The following is a 17,461-nucleotide window of genomic DNA, read 5'->3' on the forward strand; positions in this document are numbered from 1 at the left end:
AACATTCAAATCGACATGATAAACAACCAACATAATGACTTATGTTGAATATGATATAAGAAAAAGCAATCTCCCTACCTTAATTAACTTTAAGGTAGGGAGATTGCTAATATGGTTTATAGTTCTTTATCACAATGTAAAGGTCCACAAATATCAAACTCTGAATCGGATGGCGCTGGTACATAATTCGCGTCTTTTTTTGCTTTTTCAAGTTTATCATTTTCTGTTTTTGATATTTCCTCTGGTGTTAGTTTTTTGTTTGTCATTAATAATCCTCTCCCTTTTTTAATATTATTTTAATTAACACTATAACTATAACTCTAAATCTAGAGTATATCAATGATCAGTATACTATAATTGCTAATGGTACAATCAGTACTATCTCAGTAAATTTTGACGTATTTTTAGACATGTTTATCAGTCGCTGTAAGTCTAGAAAAAAATGAAACAAAATAGATTTTATTATCAATTGATAATAGATATCTCAAAATATTTTTGATAAATTGCTGGATACCCTTAAAGTAGGCCATGAGTTTTTAGTATCGGGACCTCATGGAAAATTTAATTATATAACAGGTAGTAAGAAACAAATATGGATTGCTGGTGGAATTGGAATAACTCCTTTTAGGAGCTTTTATCAATCTGATATACCAGAGGATTACTCTATTGATTTCTTTTACGCTTTCAATAATAAAGAGGAAGGTGCTTATATAGAAGAGATAATGAAGTTGCCTAAGAGAAATAATTTAAGAGTGCATTTATTAAATTCAAAAGAAGAAGGCTTTTTATCTGGTGAAAAAATAATTAAATATGTTAATAAGACAGATCCAGTGGATGTGTATTTTTGTGGACCTAAACCTATGAGAGAAATCTTAAAGAAACAGTTAAAAAAAAGCCAATTGAATATTATAGATTTTCATTATGATAACTTTCAGTTTAAATAAAAAGCTTCTAATATTTCACATAATAAAAACTCGATTCTTTAAATATGTAAGAATCGAGTTTTTATTACTTTCTTTTTTTCATTTATTCTCTGTTTTATATTAAGCTACCTTTTCAATTTTTTCTTTCTTTTTTTCATAACAGCTTCTTAGTGAAACTATAGCTGAAGCCGCCGCAATTATAGTCGCAATTATATAGGTAACGTGGAACGCTCCAGTAAACGACTGAACACTAAGTGCATTACCAGTTAATCCTTGCAATTTAAGTGTTATATTAAAGTGATTTTGTTGTGATATAAATATAGAGTTAACAGCGGCTACACCGAGCACCATTCCAATGTTTCTCATTGTTGCCTGCACACTTGATGCCGTACCACTCATTTTTTTTGACACACTATTCATTATTGTATAGGTATTAGGCGTTTGGAATAAACCGAAACCCGCACCTATAATTAAAAAGCAAATTACAATTTGCATTGTAGAAGAATTATAATTAAAAAAACTTAATAAAACTATTCCTACAGTAGAAATTGACATACCTATAAAACACAATTTTTTAGAATCAATTTTATCACACAAAATACCACTTATCGGTGTCACAATTAAAGATGCAAGTGGTATTGGAATTAACATAAAACCAGTCTTTGCTGGAGACATAGATCTCAATTGCTGAAAATAAAATGGCATTAGAATATTGATAAAAAACTGTGCTGCAAAACTTACAAGTAATGCAATATTAGAAAGTGTAAACTCCCTGTTTCTAAATAAACTTAATACTAACATTGGATTCTTAGATTTCATCTCTGTAACTATAAACATTGCAAATAATATAATAGAAAATAATATCAAAAAAATTACAAGAGAATTAGTCCAACCTACTTCATTACCAATGCTTAATGGTATTAATAGCGATACCAATGCTAGAAATACTAAAACGGCTCCTAATATGTCGAATTTCTCATTAGATTTTTTTGACATATCAGGTATAAATTTATTACACATTATATATCCAATTATTCCTATAGGAACATTTACGAAAAATATACTTTGCCAACCTAAAACGGAAGTTAAAATCCCTCCGAGTATAGGTCCTGAAGTCAATGCAATAGATATAGCTACAGCATTAATTCCAAGTGCTTTACCTCTATCTTTTACGCAAGTAACATCAGTAATAATAGCTGGTCCCATAGACATAAGCATACCAGCACCTATAGCCTGAACCCCACGTGCAATAATCAAAGTAACTATATTTGGTGAAATACCACATATAAATGAAGAAACCGTAAAAATCACAAAACCTAAAAGCTGCATTTTTTTATGGCCATACATATCTCCAAGTTTTCCGTAAGTTAATAAAAGACTGCTTATTACTAGTAAATAGGACAATACAATCCATTCGATTGTAGCCATTGGTTGATTAAAATAAGTTTGTATCTGTGGAAGTGCGACATTTATAATACTAGCGTCTAAAGCCGACATAAATGTAGCTACTCCAACAGTTATTAAAATCTTTTTATGTTGTGATTTATCTATCTCCATTTTTACCCTCTCCCTCATGTAAATTTGATAATATTTTAATTAATAACAATTTTAGCTGCTTAGTTTCTTCTTCACTTAATCCTTTTAATGCCTGATTAGAAGATACTTCCGATAATGGAGCTAGTTTTTCTTGTATGTTTCGACCTTCTTCAGTAAGGTATACTAAAAATACTCTTCTATCATTAGCATTACACTCACGTTTGATTAGTTTCCTTTTTTCTAATGCATCTACCAATCTTGTTATAGCTGCTTTATCTTTATCAATTTTTTCAGCTAATTCCTTTTGAATACATCCGTCATTATCCTTTAAACAACTTAATATAATCCACTGTTCATGAGTTATATCATGTTGCTTAAATAATTTTTTCAAATTATTTTTCATCATTGCATGAGTTCTATTAATAAAAAAACCAACTGTTCTATGTAAATCATAATTCATAAATACACCTTCCTTTAAATATATTATATCTCAAACTAGTTGATACGTCAACAGTATACATATCAACTAGTTTGTTATCTTTATTTTTTCTTTCATCACTTAATTTATTTTTTTAAAAAAGACATTTGTTTTACGACTCTCCAACCATAATCATAGTTTCCATATAACATAAATAGACCGTACTGGATTTTTCCAATACGGTCATAAATTTCATTAAATCATCTCCTGCGGAGCTACAATATTAATTTCTACCCTAGTAACTTAATCAGCCCTTCTAACTCCTCAGATAAAACTTTTGCAAGCTCAATATCAGTCGCTTTTAAAGCCAATGCTATTTTTGTTTCAACTAATTTTTTCTTTTGTTCAATTTCTAAATAGTCTTTGTCAAAATAACTAGCATAAATCATCTTTCTAAACTTTCGCATACTCATTTTTCTAATTGTCTTATCTTCAATGATTAAAACAAAATCCATACAATTTACTATAGTATAAAAATCATGAGAAATCATTAAAATCGCACCTTTATAATCTTCTATGGCTTTTTCTAGTGCTATTTGTGAATAGGTGTCTAAATGACTTGTCGGTTCATCAAGAATCAACAAATTTGCATTACTAGCAGAAATTTTAGCCAGTTGAAGCATATTTTTTTCTCCGCCAGATAAAGACCCTATCTTTTGATTAATGATTTCTTCTTCAAAACCATAACCAGAAATATATGACTTAATCTCTTCATAAGTTTTGAAACCAACATCAAAGAATTCTTCAAGTATAGTATTAGACTCATTTAATGTTTTGCCTTGAAGTTGAGATAAATAAGCCACTTCAACCTGCTCGTTTATCTCAATAGAATCATTATTATTTTTAAAGATTTCTTGAACTAAAGTCGTTTTACCGGTGCCATTTAATCCAACAAGAGCTACTTTATCAGTAGATTTAATCTCAAAGTTAACATTTTCTAGAAGCATATCATCAAAGCTAACAGTGTAATCATTAACTTTTAAAGCAATGGTTTCTTCCATTTCATTATCTGTAACAAAACTGATATTTGGCTCTTTAATATCTACAAATGGCGCTTTAATTCTACGTTTTTCTAATCTTTCTTGGATTTTAACTCTAGCATTTAGAGATTTTCCTCTAGCAGCTTCAGTATGCTCAGTTGCGAGATATCTTAGTTTTTTTATCAACATCTCGTTTCTCCAAAATTCTTCCTCATCAGAAGTAGCTAGTTCTTGCAGTTCAATTTTCGTTTGGAGTAAAGAGAAGTTATACTCAATATAGCTTCCATCAAACTCTTGGAGCTCCATATTTTCAAGATGCAGAATTTTGTTAAAACAATGATTCAATAGATATCTGTTGTGCGTAATAATTAACATTGTTCCTTTGTGTGAATTAATTAAATCTTTAAGGGAATTAAGATTTCCAAAGTCTAAAAACACATCAGGTTCATCCATAATCATTAATTCTGGACTATTTAGCATTTCCTTAATTACTTGAATAAGCTTAAATTCCCCACCACTAAGTTCAGATATCATTAAATCTTTATACTTCATTAAGTTTGCAAGATTTAGGTTTTTATTAATATTGTTTTCGAAATCATCCCCATTAATTGCACCAAATGCATCTAAAGTTTGTTGATACTTTTCTAGTAAAGGTTCAATATCTGAAGATGTTTCCATTTCGCTGCAAATAGATGTTATTTCATTTTGCAGTTTAATAAATTTTTCTCCAATATATTCGAAAACTGTAATTTCTTTTGTTTCGCCAAGTTGTGAGAATTGACTTACATACCCTATTCTACAATCTGGGTCCATCTCGAGCTTTCCATCGAACATATATTTTTCTGGATCCATAATTATATCTATAAGTGTACTTTTTCCGCAACCGTTTGTTCCTATAAAAGCACAATGTTGACCATCTTCTAATGTAAATGAAATGTTCTTATATAGATCCTTTTGTGGAAATGAGTAGGACAAGTTATCAACTTTTATCATATTATTACCTCTCTTTATCACTAAAAAAGAGCCTATTAAATAAGCTCTTCAATGTATTTTCTTCTCAATTGTAATTTTATACTTGAATTTTATCTAGTAGAGATATTCTACTTAGTTTACCATAGATAGCATAACACTTTTTAGTGTTAAGTTCAATCATATCTTCAACATACATTCCTGCAATATATTCATTCTAATGCACAAGTTTCCATGTATACCTATCAGAACTTCTCTCAATCATTCTCTGCTGTGTTACTTCTATTGAAGTTTCTACCCAAATATATTTAAAATATACTTTTCAATATATACACATTTCTGCTATTCTTGTAATATAAGTTCCACCTTTGTCCCTTGTTTTAGAACCGATGAGACATGAATATCATGTCCTAACTTTCTTGCCAGTTTATAACTCAAATATAGACCCACTCCTGTAGATACTGTTTTTTTTCGTCCGTTTAACCCAGTGTATCCTTTTTGAAAAATACGTCTGATATCTTCTTCTCGAATACCAATACCCGAATCTTCAATAAGCAATTTTTGGTTGTGTAAATCGTTTATTCCATAAATCTGAATAATTCCTTTTTCCTTAGAGTATTTCACTGCATTATCTAAAATCTGTTTTATAATAAAATAAAGCCATTTTTCATCACTATTCACTTCAAAATCCAGAGTTCTAATATCCAGTTCAAGATACTTATTATTGATATTCGAATATTCATTTTGTAAGCACTTATTTACAACCTTCTGTAAATTCACATTACTAATCTGGCAATCTCTTGAAAAATCATTCAACTGACTATAACAAATTGTTTTCTGGACCATATCTTCAATTTTTATAATTTCATCTGAAATAATATACAATACCTTTTCTGTTGGATTATCTAGGCTATTCTCAATGATCAATTTAGTTGCAGCAATTGGCGTCTTAATCTCATGAACCCAGGTTTCGATAAATTCAATATCTTCCAGCTTGTTGTCTTCAAATGCTTCCATCATCTTTTCAGCATTTCTTTTTAACTGTATCATCAGCTTGGTATACAATTTTTGTTCATAGGATGTTGGATTTGGTAATGAAACAATAAAATCTAAACCATCATTACCACTCAACTGCGAAAGTCGTTTGCAATATCTATTTAACCTTAAATAATCCACAATTATGTATATAACAAAAATAAATATCATTACTACAATACAATAGAGACCATTCGTTGATAAAAATGCGCTCTCTTCTGAAAGTCCCATTATCATTCCTGGAAATATAGCAAATAGGATACCTAAAATAAAAAGTTCCTTTTTTTCTTTTATATAATCTATGACTTTCATATGATGTATCCCTCATTTCGGATTGTCTTTATTATATTTTCATATCCTATAGCACTTAATTTCTTGCGAAGTCTTGTAATATTCACCGTTAATGTATTGTCATCAATAAATCTCTCGTCCTTCCATAGTGTTCGCATGATTCTCTCTCTGCTTACTATTTTCCCCTGATTTCTAAGTAGTATTTTAAGAATTCCCATTTCATTATGAGTAAGTTCCTCTATCTTCTCTTTACACGCAATCATTCCATTATCAGCATTAAAAATCAATTCTCCAAATGACAGAATATTGGTATCACCTTCATTATAAGAATATGTTCTTCTAAGCATTCCTTTGACCTTAGCCAATAATACTTCTAATGAAAATGGTTTCACAAGATAATCATCTCCACCCATATTAGTTGCTACAACAATATCCATATCTGAATTTCTGGCAGATATAAAAATAAGGGGTGCTTTTGAAAGCGCCCTTATTTTCTCACACCAATAAAACCCATCATTTCCTGGCAAATTAATATCCATCAGAATAAGTTCCGGTTTAAACTTTATGAATTCTTCTACTATATTTTCAAATTGAACAATTCTAAGACACTGAAATCCTTGTTTTTCAAGATTTTCACATATTATTTTACTAATATTAGAATCATCCTCCACTACCATGATTTTATACATCCATCATTCCCCCATTACGAAACAGTGCTCTTATTCCATACCGTTTTCATATACCCTTTTACTGAAAATAAGTAAAACAGACCATATATTATAAAATATATTGCTACAACCAAAAGTGCATATACAAGTATAGGTGAATCTGTGGTTAATGTATACACCATATTCTGATATGTCTTTAATATAACTACTGTATGCATCATAGCCACCATAAATGGAAGTAAAAAAACAATTGCAATCTGTCTTCGTACAGATTTTAACATCTCTTTTTCTGTCATTCCAATTTTTCTCAAAATCTCATATCTTCCCATATCATCTCGTGCTTCCATAAGCTGTTTGTAAAATATAATACTTCCTGCAGCCATCAAAAACAAAATGCCCAAAAACATACCGATAAAGATATATGCACCATACATATTGAAAAGTATCTGATGATATTCTAAATAAGACTTATCGTGATTTTTAGTAGCTACAATGGTATTCAATTTATCAAAGAGAGTACTTACTTCCAACGGGTTATCAAACTTTAGTCCAATATAATGGCAAATTTTATATGAATCCTTTAATGCAAAGTACCGCTCATAATCAGAATCCTCAAGAACCAGTGTTGTTCTCGCATGTGCTGCTCCAATATATTTAAATAAAGATACATCTACAATTTTAAAAGCGGTAATACCACCATCTGTCTTGACCTGAATATTGTTACCTGTTATATGCTCACTATAATCATGTCCATAGTTTCCATCTAAGAAAAGACATTCACCTTTAGTTAATTCAGATACAAAAAGGGCTCCTTTATTTCCTTTTGATTCTATTGCTTCTGTATCTTCTACCACCTTTTTATAATCACTGAACTTAATAATATCGATTGTAAGATCTTCCCCTACCTGCGTTGTTGTTTTCTCATAAGCATTATTGGTATCTACTTTATAACCTTCTAGTGATGCAGATGTTGAAAGAACATTCAGATCGGTTACTGCATGTAATTTTACCGTATCATCTTCTGAAACAGTTTGCAGTACCTGCTTTGTTGCCACCTCATTTAGATTTTCACATAAATATGAATATGGTGCATAAATTGGCATAGAATTTCCCAATGTTAAATAAAACGAAATTGCTGCACTCATAACTGTAACAGTAAATGCACTTAACAGAGCTATTACACAAAAAATATTTGAATTTGCTTTTATTCGATATACATTCTGCGATGTGCTAATGAAATTTCCTGTTTTATAATAGAACCTTATATTCTTTTTACATTTTGACAGTAACCATATTACTATATTTTGAAATAATAGATAGGTTCCAGTTGCAAGTAATACACAGGCAAAAATAGCTGGACCAATTAATTTCATTGCTCCATCGTCACCATTAAAATTAAGAAAAACCAAATAGGAAACAAAAATCATTAATATTGATAATACAGATAATACAACCGAAAACTTAGGTGCTGTTTCTCCTTCCTTTTCTGCTGATAACAAATCTATTAATTTACTCCCAAAAACGGTTTTAAGTGAGTATAGTGCATTTAAAATAAAGAGTATCAAAAAAACAACAATACTAACAACAACTGGCTGCCAGGTAAGATGAAAGGCAATATCATTTCCAGGTGCTCCACCTAGCATTAGTTTTTTTAGTATCATAGAAAAAAATCTTGTAAAAAGACTTCCTAGTAAAATTCCACTTATAATAGAACCTACTCCAACTAGTAAGGTTTCTAAAAACAAAAGCTGCCCAATTTCTTTTTTCCGCATACCTAACAAGGAATATATGGCAATTTCCTTTTTTCTAGACTTGATAAACAGTGAATTTGCATAATAAACAAACACACCAGAAAATAAGAGAACAACTACTGATGAAATTTTAAATATAATTCCTATTTTACTTACTCCCGTATGAAAATCAGCAAATTCCGGATTATAATAAATGGAACAAAAGATAAAGAAAATAGTTACAGCAAAAGCGGCACTCAAAAAATACGTAAGATAAGTATCTAATTTTCTTTGAATATTTTTAACTGCCATACTAAAGAAGTTCACGATTGTCACCTCCTAGTATTGCAAGCACTTTTAATATCTGATCAAAAAATTCTTTTCGGCTTCCACCACGATCTATTTCGGTAAAAATAGTTCCATCCTTTATAAATAAAATTCGTTTACAATAACTTGCCGTAAACGCATCATGTGTAACTAAAAGAATTGTTACTGCATTTCTCTCATTCATGTCAGTCAAACATTGAAGTAGTTCTGTAGATGATTTGGAATCTAATGCTCCTGTTGGTTCATCTGCTAATATCAATTCTGGATTACTAATCATTGCTCTTGCTGCAGACGCTCTCTGACGCTGACCTCCCGATACCTCATAGGGATATTTTCCTAATAGTTCTTCAATGCCTAATGCACTTGCTATCACTTCTACTCTTTGAGCAATGATTTTTGGATTTTCTTTTGCAAGTACAAGTGGTAATGCTATATTCTCACGAAGAGTCATGGTATCTAGCAAATTATAATCCTGAAAAATAAATCCTAGCTTTTCTCTTCGAAAAATTGCTAGTTCTTCACTATTCATCATGTTAATATTCTGTTTTCCAATTATCACGCTTCCTGAAGTTGCTTCATCAATTGTTGCTATCACATTTAGCAGTGTTGATTTTCCTGATCCTGAAGGTCCCATGATTCCAACAAATTCTCCTTTTTCTACTTCAAAACTAATGCCATTTAATGCTTTTGATCTGTTTCCACCATTCTTTGATGAATAAGTCTTTTTCAAATTTTCTACTTTTAATACTGGCATATCGGTCACCTCTTTCTTATTGATATAGTCAGTATAGTGTTTTGAAAAATATTCTACCATCGATTCACCTTACATTTTACTCCATGCCACCTTGCAATTCCGAAATCAACATTGTTACTATTCAGTATATAACCCATCTTGCGATTATATAAAAACCCTTTTAATGAATTGCATTTTCATCAAAAGGGCAATAAATACAAAAAAACTTTATTAAATTTAAGTATATTTAATCTACTCGAATTGACTTTCTCTTACCATATTATAAAGCATTTCTTGTTTTAATAAACTACTATTACCACCTAAAACATCTACTAATGTATAAGCAAATGGTAGGACAGAAGCTGGTCCTCTGCTAGTGATTAAGTGATCATCTACCACAACAATATCTTCAACATAATTTGCATCTTTAAGCAATGTAGTATATTCCTCTCCAGGATATGATGTTACTGTGCGTCCCTTGATAATTCCTGCCTTTTCTAGAATCATCGGTGCTGCGCAAATAGCTGCAACAAACTTTTCCGGTACTTTATCAAAATATTTTACTAATTCAATAACCCTTTCATCATCTCTTAAATTCTTTGCACCAGGTAATCCACCAGGTAAAACAATCATATCGTATTCTTTTATTTCATCACTTATAATTTTATCCGCTAGTACCACAATACCATGAGAACCTTTTACCATTTCTTCATTGATACTTATCAAATTACACTGAAATCCTGCCCTTCTTAAAACATCAACTACAAATAATGCTTCACCCTCTTCAAATCCTTCTGCTAAAAAAACTGCAACTTTTTTCAATTTAACTCTCCCCTTCTTTTAATTATTATCTCCTACTAAATAACCTAAGTACAAACAAAAATATATTTATAAAGTCTAAATATAAAGTTAATGCCGCAAGCACAACCCCATGCATATCATTACTTTGTGCTTGCATACGCTTTATTTTCTGCATGTCATATGCTGTTAATGCCCCAAATACTATTATACCTAAGAGACATACGCCTAAATCGAATGTGGAAGAAACGAAAAACATCTGCATAATAGTAAGTAAAATTAAACCTATCACAAACATCATGGCAAATTGGCCTATTGCACTTAAGTCTTTTTTTGTTGTTATCCCTACCATGCCACTACTTAAAAACATTAATGAAGTTAAAGCAAACACAGTAATTAATTGACCTTGGTTTACAGTTAAAAAAACTATACTCAATGTTACACCATTTAAAGCTGAATAAACTAAAAACCAAAATATTGCAGATGCTGTAGACATTTTAGCAACTCTCTTAACTAATGTTATAACCATGACTAGTTCAAGAATCATAGCCCCGTAAATTACTGTTGTAGATACATTCATTATATAGTTACTCGTAAACAGACCAACTATAAATGTTATTAGTAATCCAACTGCCATTAGGCACAAAGTCTTTCCTATAAAAGTAGATCTGCTTTTTATCAAACTATTACTTTCCATACTAACATACTCCTTTGTTACTATATTTATTTTCTACCCGATGATTCTTCCAGTATATCTATTGTTTTCGTTAAGGAACCTTCGAATTCTTCATCGGAAGAGTTTTTGAAGATTAGTAAATCATCTTTTATACACGGATCATCCAACGCAATAGGAACATCAAAATTAATTCCTGTTACATATTCATTCCAATTCGCAAGTTTCCATGTATCCCTATCAGAATTTCTCTCAATCATTCTCTGCTTCGTTACTTCGATTGAAGTTTCTACCCAAATAATTACTAAAGATGCGTTCTTATCTTTTAATGCCACCTTTAACTTTTTTATATAATTTAAATCTCGTATTTCTTTTGTAAATGGTGCATTAATTAGCACAATATCATCATAATTCAAAGCTTCCATTGCGATCTCTACTATTGTTTCATATTCATAATCACGTATATTTTCATTAAAAAAATCTGAGCTTCTATTATATTCTTCACCTGCTACAACGAAAATCTGTTTTGATAATTTTATGAGTGTATCTTTATCAAGATAGACAACATGGCGTAATGCCTCGGCAAGCTTTTTTGCGATATAAGTTTTTCCACTTGCTGGTGGTGATGTTACTAAAATCAGTTTTTTCACAACAATCCTCTCCTAGTCAAAAAATTTAAGTCTGAAACTTTTCATGTTTACATTTATTATACCTCTTTTTCCTGTTTAATAATTTAGCAAATTCACTTCGTTCATAAAAAAACAGGGTCAGTATTAACTTTCCTGAATTACTGAACCTGCTTTTTTAAAATTTAAGTAAATCTAAATATTAAAACATTTAATATACTTACATTTTTTTATTGCAATAATAATTATAACCCACTTATTTTCTGTTTGTGAATTGATAACTAGCGACATCATTATTATATTGAAAATTATATGTATGACTAAAAATTTTATCAGTAGGTGCACTATCCATAGTTGTAAAATTATATTTTTCACTAGTAGTAATACTTCCAGATTGGGTATCCTCACTAATTTTGAAATCTATAATTTTAGCAAATACAACACTCTCTAAGCTTCCATTCACATAGGAATTAGGTACACTTTCTTGTAGTTGTTGATATAGTTCACTCCCATAAGTCAAATAACCCCCTACGATTGAAAAATTATTCATGTTAATAGCATCTGTAAGAGCTGTCGCATAGTTGTTTAAAAGATCGTTTAATTGAGACTTAACTCCATTTAATTGAGCCTGAGCATTATTTCGATTATTAATTGCCTCCTCAAAACTTATATTAATGTCCGTTGCTCCCTCAGCCACTGAATACTCTTCACTCTTAAGTTTTTTTCCATCTATTACGGTTGTAGCATATATCTTTGAATTACTATCTATAGGTCCAAAATTAGCAGCATTGTTAACCTTGACTTTAGTATCTTTTCCATTAACAAATATTTCTGCATCAGGATAATCAGAGGTTATATTCAAGTTATTCATATCTTCAAATACACTTAATTTCACTATTCCATCGCTAGATTCCATAGTATTTACTAAATAAGGTTTACTTAAAGTAACATACGGACCCTTATAATTAGCTATGATTGAATAGGTCCCGGGAATGTATGGTCCAAATTCTTTAGTTGATTTATCAGTATCACTTTTCCCTATTATTACATTGTTAATTGAAAAAGAAACATCTTTAACTGTAGTTGTTATATCAACAAATGATGGCTTAATACTTATTTTATAATTTGGAAAAATCAAAAACTTTTTTCCCACCTTTGCTAATGTTAACGTGTTACTTGATGTTACGCTAAGGTTACTAACATCCTTAGGACTAAGAGCATCATTATTTAAATTTTCAATAACTTTATTATAATGTGAAGGATCTTTTTTAAAGTAATTAAGTAAAGGTGTTATATTATTACTATTAATTTCAAGCCTAGCATCATTACAATATAGTATTTCTGCTAAATCAGAAGTGTTGTTTGTTACTATATCTTGTTGAAATCTTTTTGTTATCTTCCTTGGATCAGATAAAGAATTACCCACTTGAATAATAACTACTATTATTATTATCAAAATTAAAGCTATTGCTATTCTAAATTTTTTGCTTGACTTAATATTATTTGTAGTATATTTTTCATTAATATCATCTTCTTTTATTGGATTATATTCATCTAATGGCTCGTCTTTTATACTCAGATTGGTTTTATCTACTGTTCTGGTTTCGTTTGTAGACTCAATTTTTAAATTATTACCGCAAACTGTACAAAAGGTCTGTTCTTCCTTAGCTTCATTACCACATTTAGTACAAAATTTCATTTTATGTCCCCCAATTTCTTAATCAAATTAATTTAATAAGCTACCATATCTATATACTATTGCTTTTACTACATCCACTGTATGATAAGAAAATGCTATAAGAAATGCTATTAAAGATATGACACTAGCTATTGATATTATTAAAACGCATAGGTTTGCATTTATCTGAAAAGTTTCTTTACTTATAATAACTAATGTTGTAATTGAAATAACCACACCTAAAATAACAAAAACAATACCTAAATTCAATGAAAAGTATGAAAATATGATTGATATAATTTCACAAAACAAAATAGGTAAAGTTGAAATTAATACAGCCTTAAATACCATGAATGTTGTACACTTTACTTCTGAAAAAAAGCTTATCCCTAGATATATAGAAATAAATAGAACTAATAATCCTACTAAATATAATTCACAATTCCCAAAAAATATTTTACTATAAGGTATAGTATTCATATATTTAAATTTATCAATAGCCGTGTTCATGGAGTTTATGGTACTTGTATCCATATTATATGATGACGAACTTTCACCAAATAAAACTGCTAATGAAGATAGATTTCTATAAAAATTCGTGAAAATTGTTGATACACTACTGACGATCTGATTAACTCTCCAAATTCCGAGTATACCTTGTAGACATGTTAGCATAATCATGATGACAATCGCTGATGTTTTCTGGGTTTTAGCTACAAATTCTTTACCACCTGAAACCGGGTTTAGTGTTGAATTTTTAAAAATGTTTATTATTTCAGTAGCATTAATTTTATCTGTTACTGATTTAACATGTTCGAATGTTCCTTCCATTTTTTCTTTGTTGCGGTTCTTATTTGATGTTTGATTTACCTTCATGCCACAATTTGGACAAAATTCATTACTACTCTCAATCCTAGAACCGCATTTACTACAATATGTCATAATGTTCCCCCTTGAATATATAAATAAATATAATTATTATTGCTTATATATATTTCGTCATAACTTGCATTCTCTTAATAGTTTATAAAACATTTCACATAAAACGCCCCAGGGGTACGTGAATAAAAAGAAAAGAATTAAAGCATTTTGCGCCTTAATCCTTTTCTTTTCATTTACAAGTATTCGTAATAGTTAATATCTCTTATTTGTCGCTTAAAGCTTTTTTAAGGGCTTTAATTTCATCTTGATGTATTTGCTTGCTTTTCCTATCGCTTTTTTTATCATCTATAGGTAGTAGGCTCTGCAAGGCTTTAATTTGTCGTTTTATTTCGTCCTTATCTTTTGGAATTTCAAATTTTGGCATTATTTGACCCCCTTAAAATAATCTTTCATATATCTATTCTGCATTTGAGAGTTATTTCCTTCTAAATAGTTATTTTTATTTATATTGCCATTGTTGCTTGTTTCAAGTATGCTAATTCTTCTCCCTGTAAATAAGTAGAAAGCTTCTCAAATACAGTTTTATGATAATCATTTAGCCAAAATTTTTCATCATTTGTTAACAAGGACACATCTATAGCCTCTAAGTCTATAGGGCATAGTGTTAAAGTCTCAAACTTCATAAATTGTCCACCATACTCAGTCTTTTCATCTTCCTGAGCGACAACTAAGTTTTCTATTCTTATACCATGCTTTCCTGCTTTATAAACTCCTGGTTCGTTGGAGACTATCATTCCTTTTTTAAGCACAATATTATTGGGAAGCGCAGATATTCTGTGTGGCCCTTCATGAACATTTAGAAAGAAACCTACTCCATGTCCTGTTCCATGCTTATAATCCATACCTGCATTCCAAAGTGGAATTCTAGCTATAATATCTAAATTTGAGCCCGTAGTTCCATATAAAAATCTCTGCAATGTTAGATTAATCATCCCTCTTAATACTAAGGTATAATCTGTTTTTTCTTCCTTTGTTAATGGACCTACAGCTAATGTTCTTGTGATATCTGTTGTTCCATCTAAATATTGAGCACCAGAGTCTAATAGATAAAGCCCCTCCGCCTTTATAGTAGCTTGATTTTTCTCCGTAGCGCAGTAATGGGGCATAGAAGCATTTGCTTTATATGCTGAGATTGATGCAAAGCTTAAATCATAGAAATTTTCTCCTACACTTCTTATCTCCTCGATTTTATCTGATGCTTCTATTTCTGTAATATTGCGCGATTTTATAGTTTTCTTCATCCATGATATAAATTTAACCATAGCTACACCATCGCGTACCATAGCCTTTCTAACATTTTTAATTTGAATCTCATTCTTTATGCCCTTAAACCTTGTAGTAATATCCATAGCCTCTAAAATCTTAATCTTTATGGAACTATAAATCCAAGTACTAGTTCTTGCTGCATCAAGTAATATTGCTCCATCTTTGATTTTCCCTAAAAACTCTCCTATGCTTTCGTAAGGTTTTATTTCTACATTAGCCTTTTCGAGTTCCGCTCTAACCTCTGAATTTATTTTCTTATCATCTATAAATAAATAATGTTTTTTCTCTGAAACAACGGTGTAAGCTATAGTTAGTGGATTGCATTTTACATCTCTCGCTCTAATGTTTAACAACCATGCTATGTCATCAAGTCCCGATATAACATAGTAGTTTGCTCCCATAGTTTCCATTTCACTAGCTACTCTTGCAAGTTTTGATTCTCTTGACTCTCCAGCATATACTACATCATGCAAAACTACCTGGCTACAAGGTTTTTGTGGTCTATCTTTCCAAATTATATCTACTAAATCTTCATTAACTTCATAGGAAAATCCACTACTCTCTAGAGCACTCTTTAGACCTCTAAAATACTCTATTGAAATAACCTTACCATCAAAAGCAATTTTTGCTCCCTTCTTAAGTGTTTCTTTCAAAAATTCTTCCACAGTTGGAACACCATCGTTACCCATTCTAAATAGTGTTACCCCCGTATCTATTAGTTGATTTTCTGCTTGTATGAAATATCTTCCATCTGTCCATAAACCTGCCTCTTTTAAAGTTACAATTGCAGTACCCGCAGAACCTGTAAATCCGGTTATAAAAGTTCTAGCACTATAGTGCTCTGCTACATATTCACTTTGATGTGGATCCGAACTAGGAACAATGAAGGCATCTATGCCTCTTTCTCTCATCTCATTCCTTAATTGTTCAATTCTTTCTTTTACACTCATCCTAATCACCCCTTTAGTTTGTAAACTTCACCTACAATTTCCATTGTAATCATTTACTCACAATATTTTATATCTTTGCCTTCATTATAACAGAATTAAACAGGAATATTATGTTAAATTCTTTATTAAAACCACCCCCGTTGTAACAAAACAACGAAAATAGAATATTATACATGGTGAATATTATTTTGGAGGTACTTATGTACGACTACCGTTGTAAAGACTGTGAAAATCTTGGGCAGAATATGCCTATGGCAAGTATGCCTATGAAGGATATGCCCATTAAGGAAATACCCATGAAGGATGTACCCATGAAGGATATGTCCATGATGAATATGCCCATGAAGGATATGTCTATGCTGAATATGCCTATGATGATTATGCCCATGATGATGATGCCAATGTATGATGATGATGATGAAGATGATGAAGAGGATGAAGATTTAAAAATCATGTATCCAAAGATTTATACCATAATATATCCTATGGTAAAAAGACATTGCGATATAATGGAGTCCATGTATGGCACAATGCATTGCCCTAGTAAGGATGAGATAGATAATATGTGTAAAGAAGTAAGTGACAATTACGAAAAACATTATAAAGATGGCGATGATGAGGATATGAGGGGCACATTTCGTCAAGATAGAAGAGTTCCGGTTCATGATTTAGCTAGAATACTATTTATCAGAGATTTACATGAAAGAAGAAGAAGACGAAGACGACGAAGACGTAGACCAATGTTCCATCATGGGTATTAGGATAAACGACTGATAATATGGTGAAATGAGATTCTAAGGATAGTTAATGAAGCCCTGAGGGATACCTTTGGGCTTTGTTTTTTACCGCTAATGGGTT

Annotated in this window: 17 protein-coding genes; 2 read left to right on the top strand and 15 right to left on the bottom strand. The window is 30.7% G+C overall.

Annotation, left to right across the window (positions count from 1 at the left end):
* Positions 1 to 116 precede the first annotated feature (116 nt).
* Positions 117 to 266: a hypothetical protein gene (locus LL038_RS14990; RefSeq protein ID WP_216124843.1), complete on the bottom strand. Its 150-nt coding sequence runs from the start codon at positions 264 to 266 to the stop codon at positions 117 to 119.
* Between the two features lie 237 nt (positions 267 to 503).
* On the opposite strand from LL038_RS14990, the gene LL038_RS14995 reads away from it, so the two are divergent.
* Positions 504 to 944 (top strand): hypothetical protein, encoded by a 441-nt coding sequence (locus LL038_RS14995; RefSeq protein WP_253200289.1) that lies wholly within the window; start codon positions 504 to 506, stop codon positions 942 to 944.
* Positions 945 to 1,043: 99 nt separating this feature from the next.
* Here the strand turns inward: LL038_RS14995 and LL038_RS15000 are convergent, their stop codons facing one another.
* The 14 genes from LL038_RS15000 to LL038_RS15065 form a co-directional block, all read right to left on the bottom strand.
* Positions 1,044 to 2,480 (bottom strand): MFS transporter, encoded by a 1,437-nt coding sequence (locus LL038_RS15000; protein ID WP_253200290.1) that lies wholly within the window; start codon positions 2,478 to 2,480, stop codon positions 1,044 to 1,046.
* The gene (locus LL038_RS15005; RefSeq protein WP_216124849.1) at positions 2,467 to 2,919 is read right to left on the bottom strand and encodes a MarR family winged helix-turn-helix transcriptional regulator; all 453 of its coding nucleotides are present in this window, start codon (positions 2,917 to 2,919) and stop codon (positions 2,467 to 2,469) included. The genes LL038_RS15000 and LL038_RS15005 overlap by 14 nt, the downstream gene beginning before the upstream one ends.
* A gap of 248 nt (positions 2,920 to 3,167) precedes the next feature.
* Positions 3,168 to 4,910 carry an ABC-F family ATP-binding cassette domain-containing protein gene (locus LL038_RS15010; protein WP_216124851.1) on the bottom strand — a complete coding sequence of 581 codons (1,743 nt, stop codon included), beginning with the start codon at positions 4,908 to 4,910 and terminating at the stop codon, positions 3,168 to 3,170.
* Positions 4,911 to 5,228: 318 nt separating this feature from the next.
* A complete protein-coding gene (locus tag LL038_RS15015; RefSeq protein WP_216124852.1) occupies positions 5,229 to 6,233 on the bottom strand; it encodes a sensor histidine kinase in 1,005 nt (334 codons plus the stop codon).
* A complete protein-coding gene (locus tag LL038_RS15020; RefSeq protein WP_216124853.1) occupies positions 6,230 to 6,901 on the bottom strand; it encodes a response regulator transcription factor in 672 nt (223 codons plus the stop codon). Before LL038_RS15020 ends, LL038_RS15015 begins: the two co-directional genes overlap by 4 nt.
* Positions 6,902 to 6,915: 14 nt before the next feature.
* Complete coding sequence (locus LL038_RS15025; protein WP_216124854.1) at positions 6,916 to 8,937, bottom strand: FtsX-like permease family protein; 2,022 nt, start codon at positions 8,935 to 8,937, stop codon at positions 6,916 to 6,918.
* Complete coding sequence (locus LL038_RS15030) at positions 8,924 to 9,691, bottom strand: ABC transporter ATP-binding protein (protein ID WP_216106605.1); 768 nt, start codon at positions 9,689 to 9,691, stop codon at positions 8,924 to 8,926. Before LL038_RS15030 ends, LL038_RS15025 begins: the two co-directional genes overlap by 14 nt.
* Positions 9,692 to 9,922: 231 nt before the next feature.
* The gene (locus tag LL038_RS15035; protein WP_216124855.1) at positions 9,923 to 10,492 is read right to left on the bottom strand and encodes a DJ-1 family glyoxalase III; all 570 of its coding nucleotides are present in this window, start codon (positions 10,490 to 10,492) and stop codon (positions 9,923 to 9,925) included.
* A gap of 25 nt (positions 10,493 to 10,517) precedes the next feature.
* Positions 10,518 to 11,165 (bottom strand): Bax inhibitor-1/YccA family protein, encoded by a 648-nt coding sequence (locus LL038_RS15040; RefSeq protein WP_216124856.1) that lies wholly within the window; start codon positions 11,163 to 11,165, stop codon positions 10,518 to 10,520.
* A gap of 26 nt (positions 11,166 to 11,191) precedes the next feature.
* Positions 11,192 to 11,791, bottom strand: a complete 600-nt coding sequence (locus LL038_RS15045; RefSeq protein ID WP_171295962.1) for an AAA family ATPase — start codon at positions 11,789 to 11,791, stop codon at positions 11,192 to 11,194.
* Positions 11,792 to 12,023: 232 nt separating this feature from the next.
* Entirely contained in the window at positions 12,024 to 13,466 is a 1,443-nt protein-coding gene (locus LL038_RS15050; RefSeq protein ID WP_216124858.1) for a zinc ribbon domain-containing protein, read from the bottom strand.
* 27 nt (positions 13,467 to 13,493) lie between these two features.
* The gene (locus LL038_RS15055; RefSeq protein ID WP_216124861.1) at positions 13,494 to 14,387 is read right to left on the bottom strand and encodes a zinc ribbon domain-containing protein; all 894 of its coding nucleotides are present in this window, start codon (positions 14,385 to 14,387) and stop codon (positions 13,494 to 13,496) included.
* A gap of 202 nt (positions 14,388 to 14,589) precedes the next feature.
* Complete coding sequence (locus LL038_RS15060; RefSeq protein WP_216124863.1) at positions 14,590 to 14,751, bottom strand: hypothetical protein; 162 nt, start codon at positions 14,749 to 14,751, stop codon at positions 14,590 to 14,592.
* Between the two features lie 79 nt (positions 14,752 to 14,830).
* Positions 14,831 to 16,603: an aminopeptidase P family protein gene (locus LL038_RS15065; RefSeq protein WP_216124865.1), complete on the bottom strand. Its 1,773-nt coding sequence runs from the start codon at positions 16,601 to 16,603 to the stop codon at positions 14,831 to 14,833.
* A gap of 200 nt (positions 16,604 to 16,803) precedes the next feature.
* Between LL038_RS15065 and LL038_RS15070 the strand changes: the two genes are divergently transcribed.
* Positions 16,804 to 17,364: a hypothetical protein gene (locus tag LL038_RS15070; protein ID WP_216124867.1), complete on the top strand. Its 561-nt coding sequence runs from the start codon at positions 16,804 to 16,806 to the stop codon at positions 17,362 to 17,364.
* The last annotated feature ends 97 nt before the right edge of the window (positions 17,365 to 17,461 follow it).

Origin of the sequence: Clostridium estertheticum, from assembly GCF_026650985.1 — a bacterium.
GTDB lineage: Bacteria > Bacillota > Clostridia > Clostridiales > Clostridiaceae > Clostridium_AD > Clostridium_AD estertheticum_C.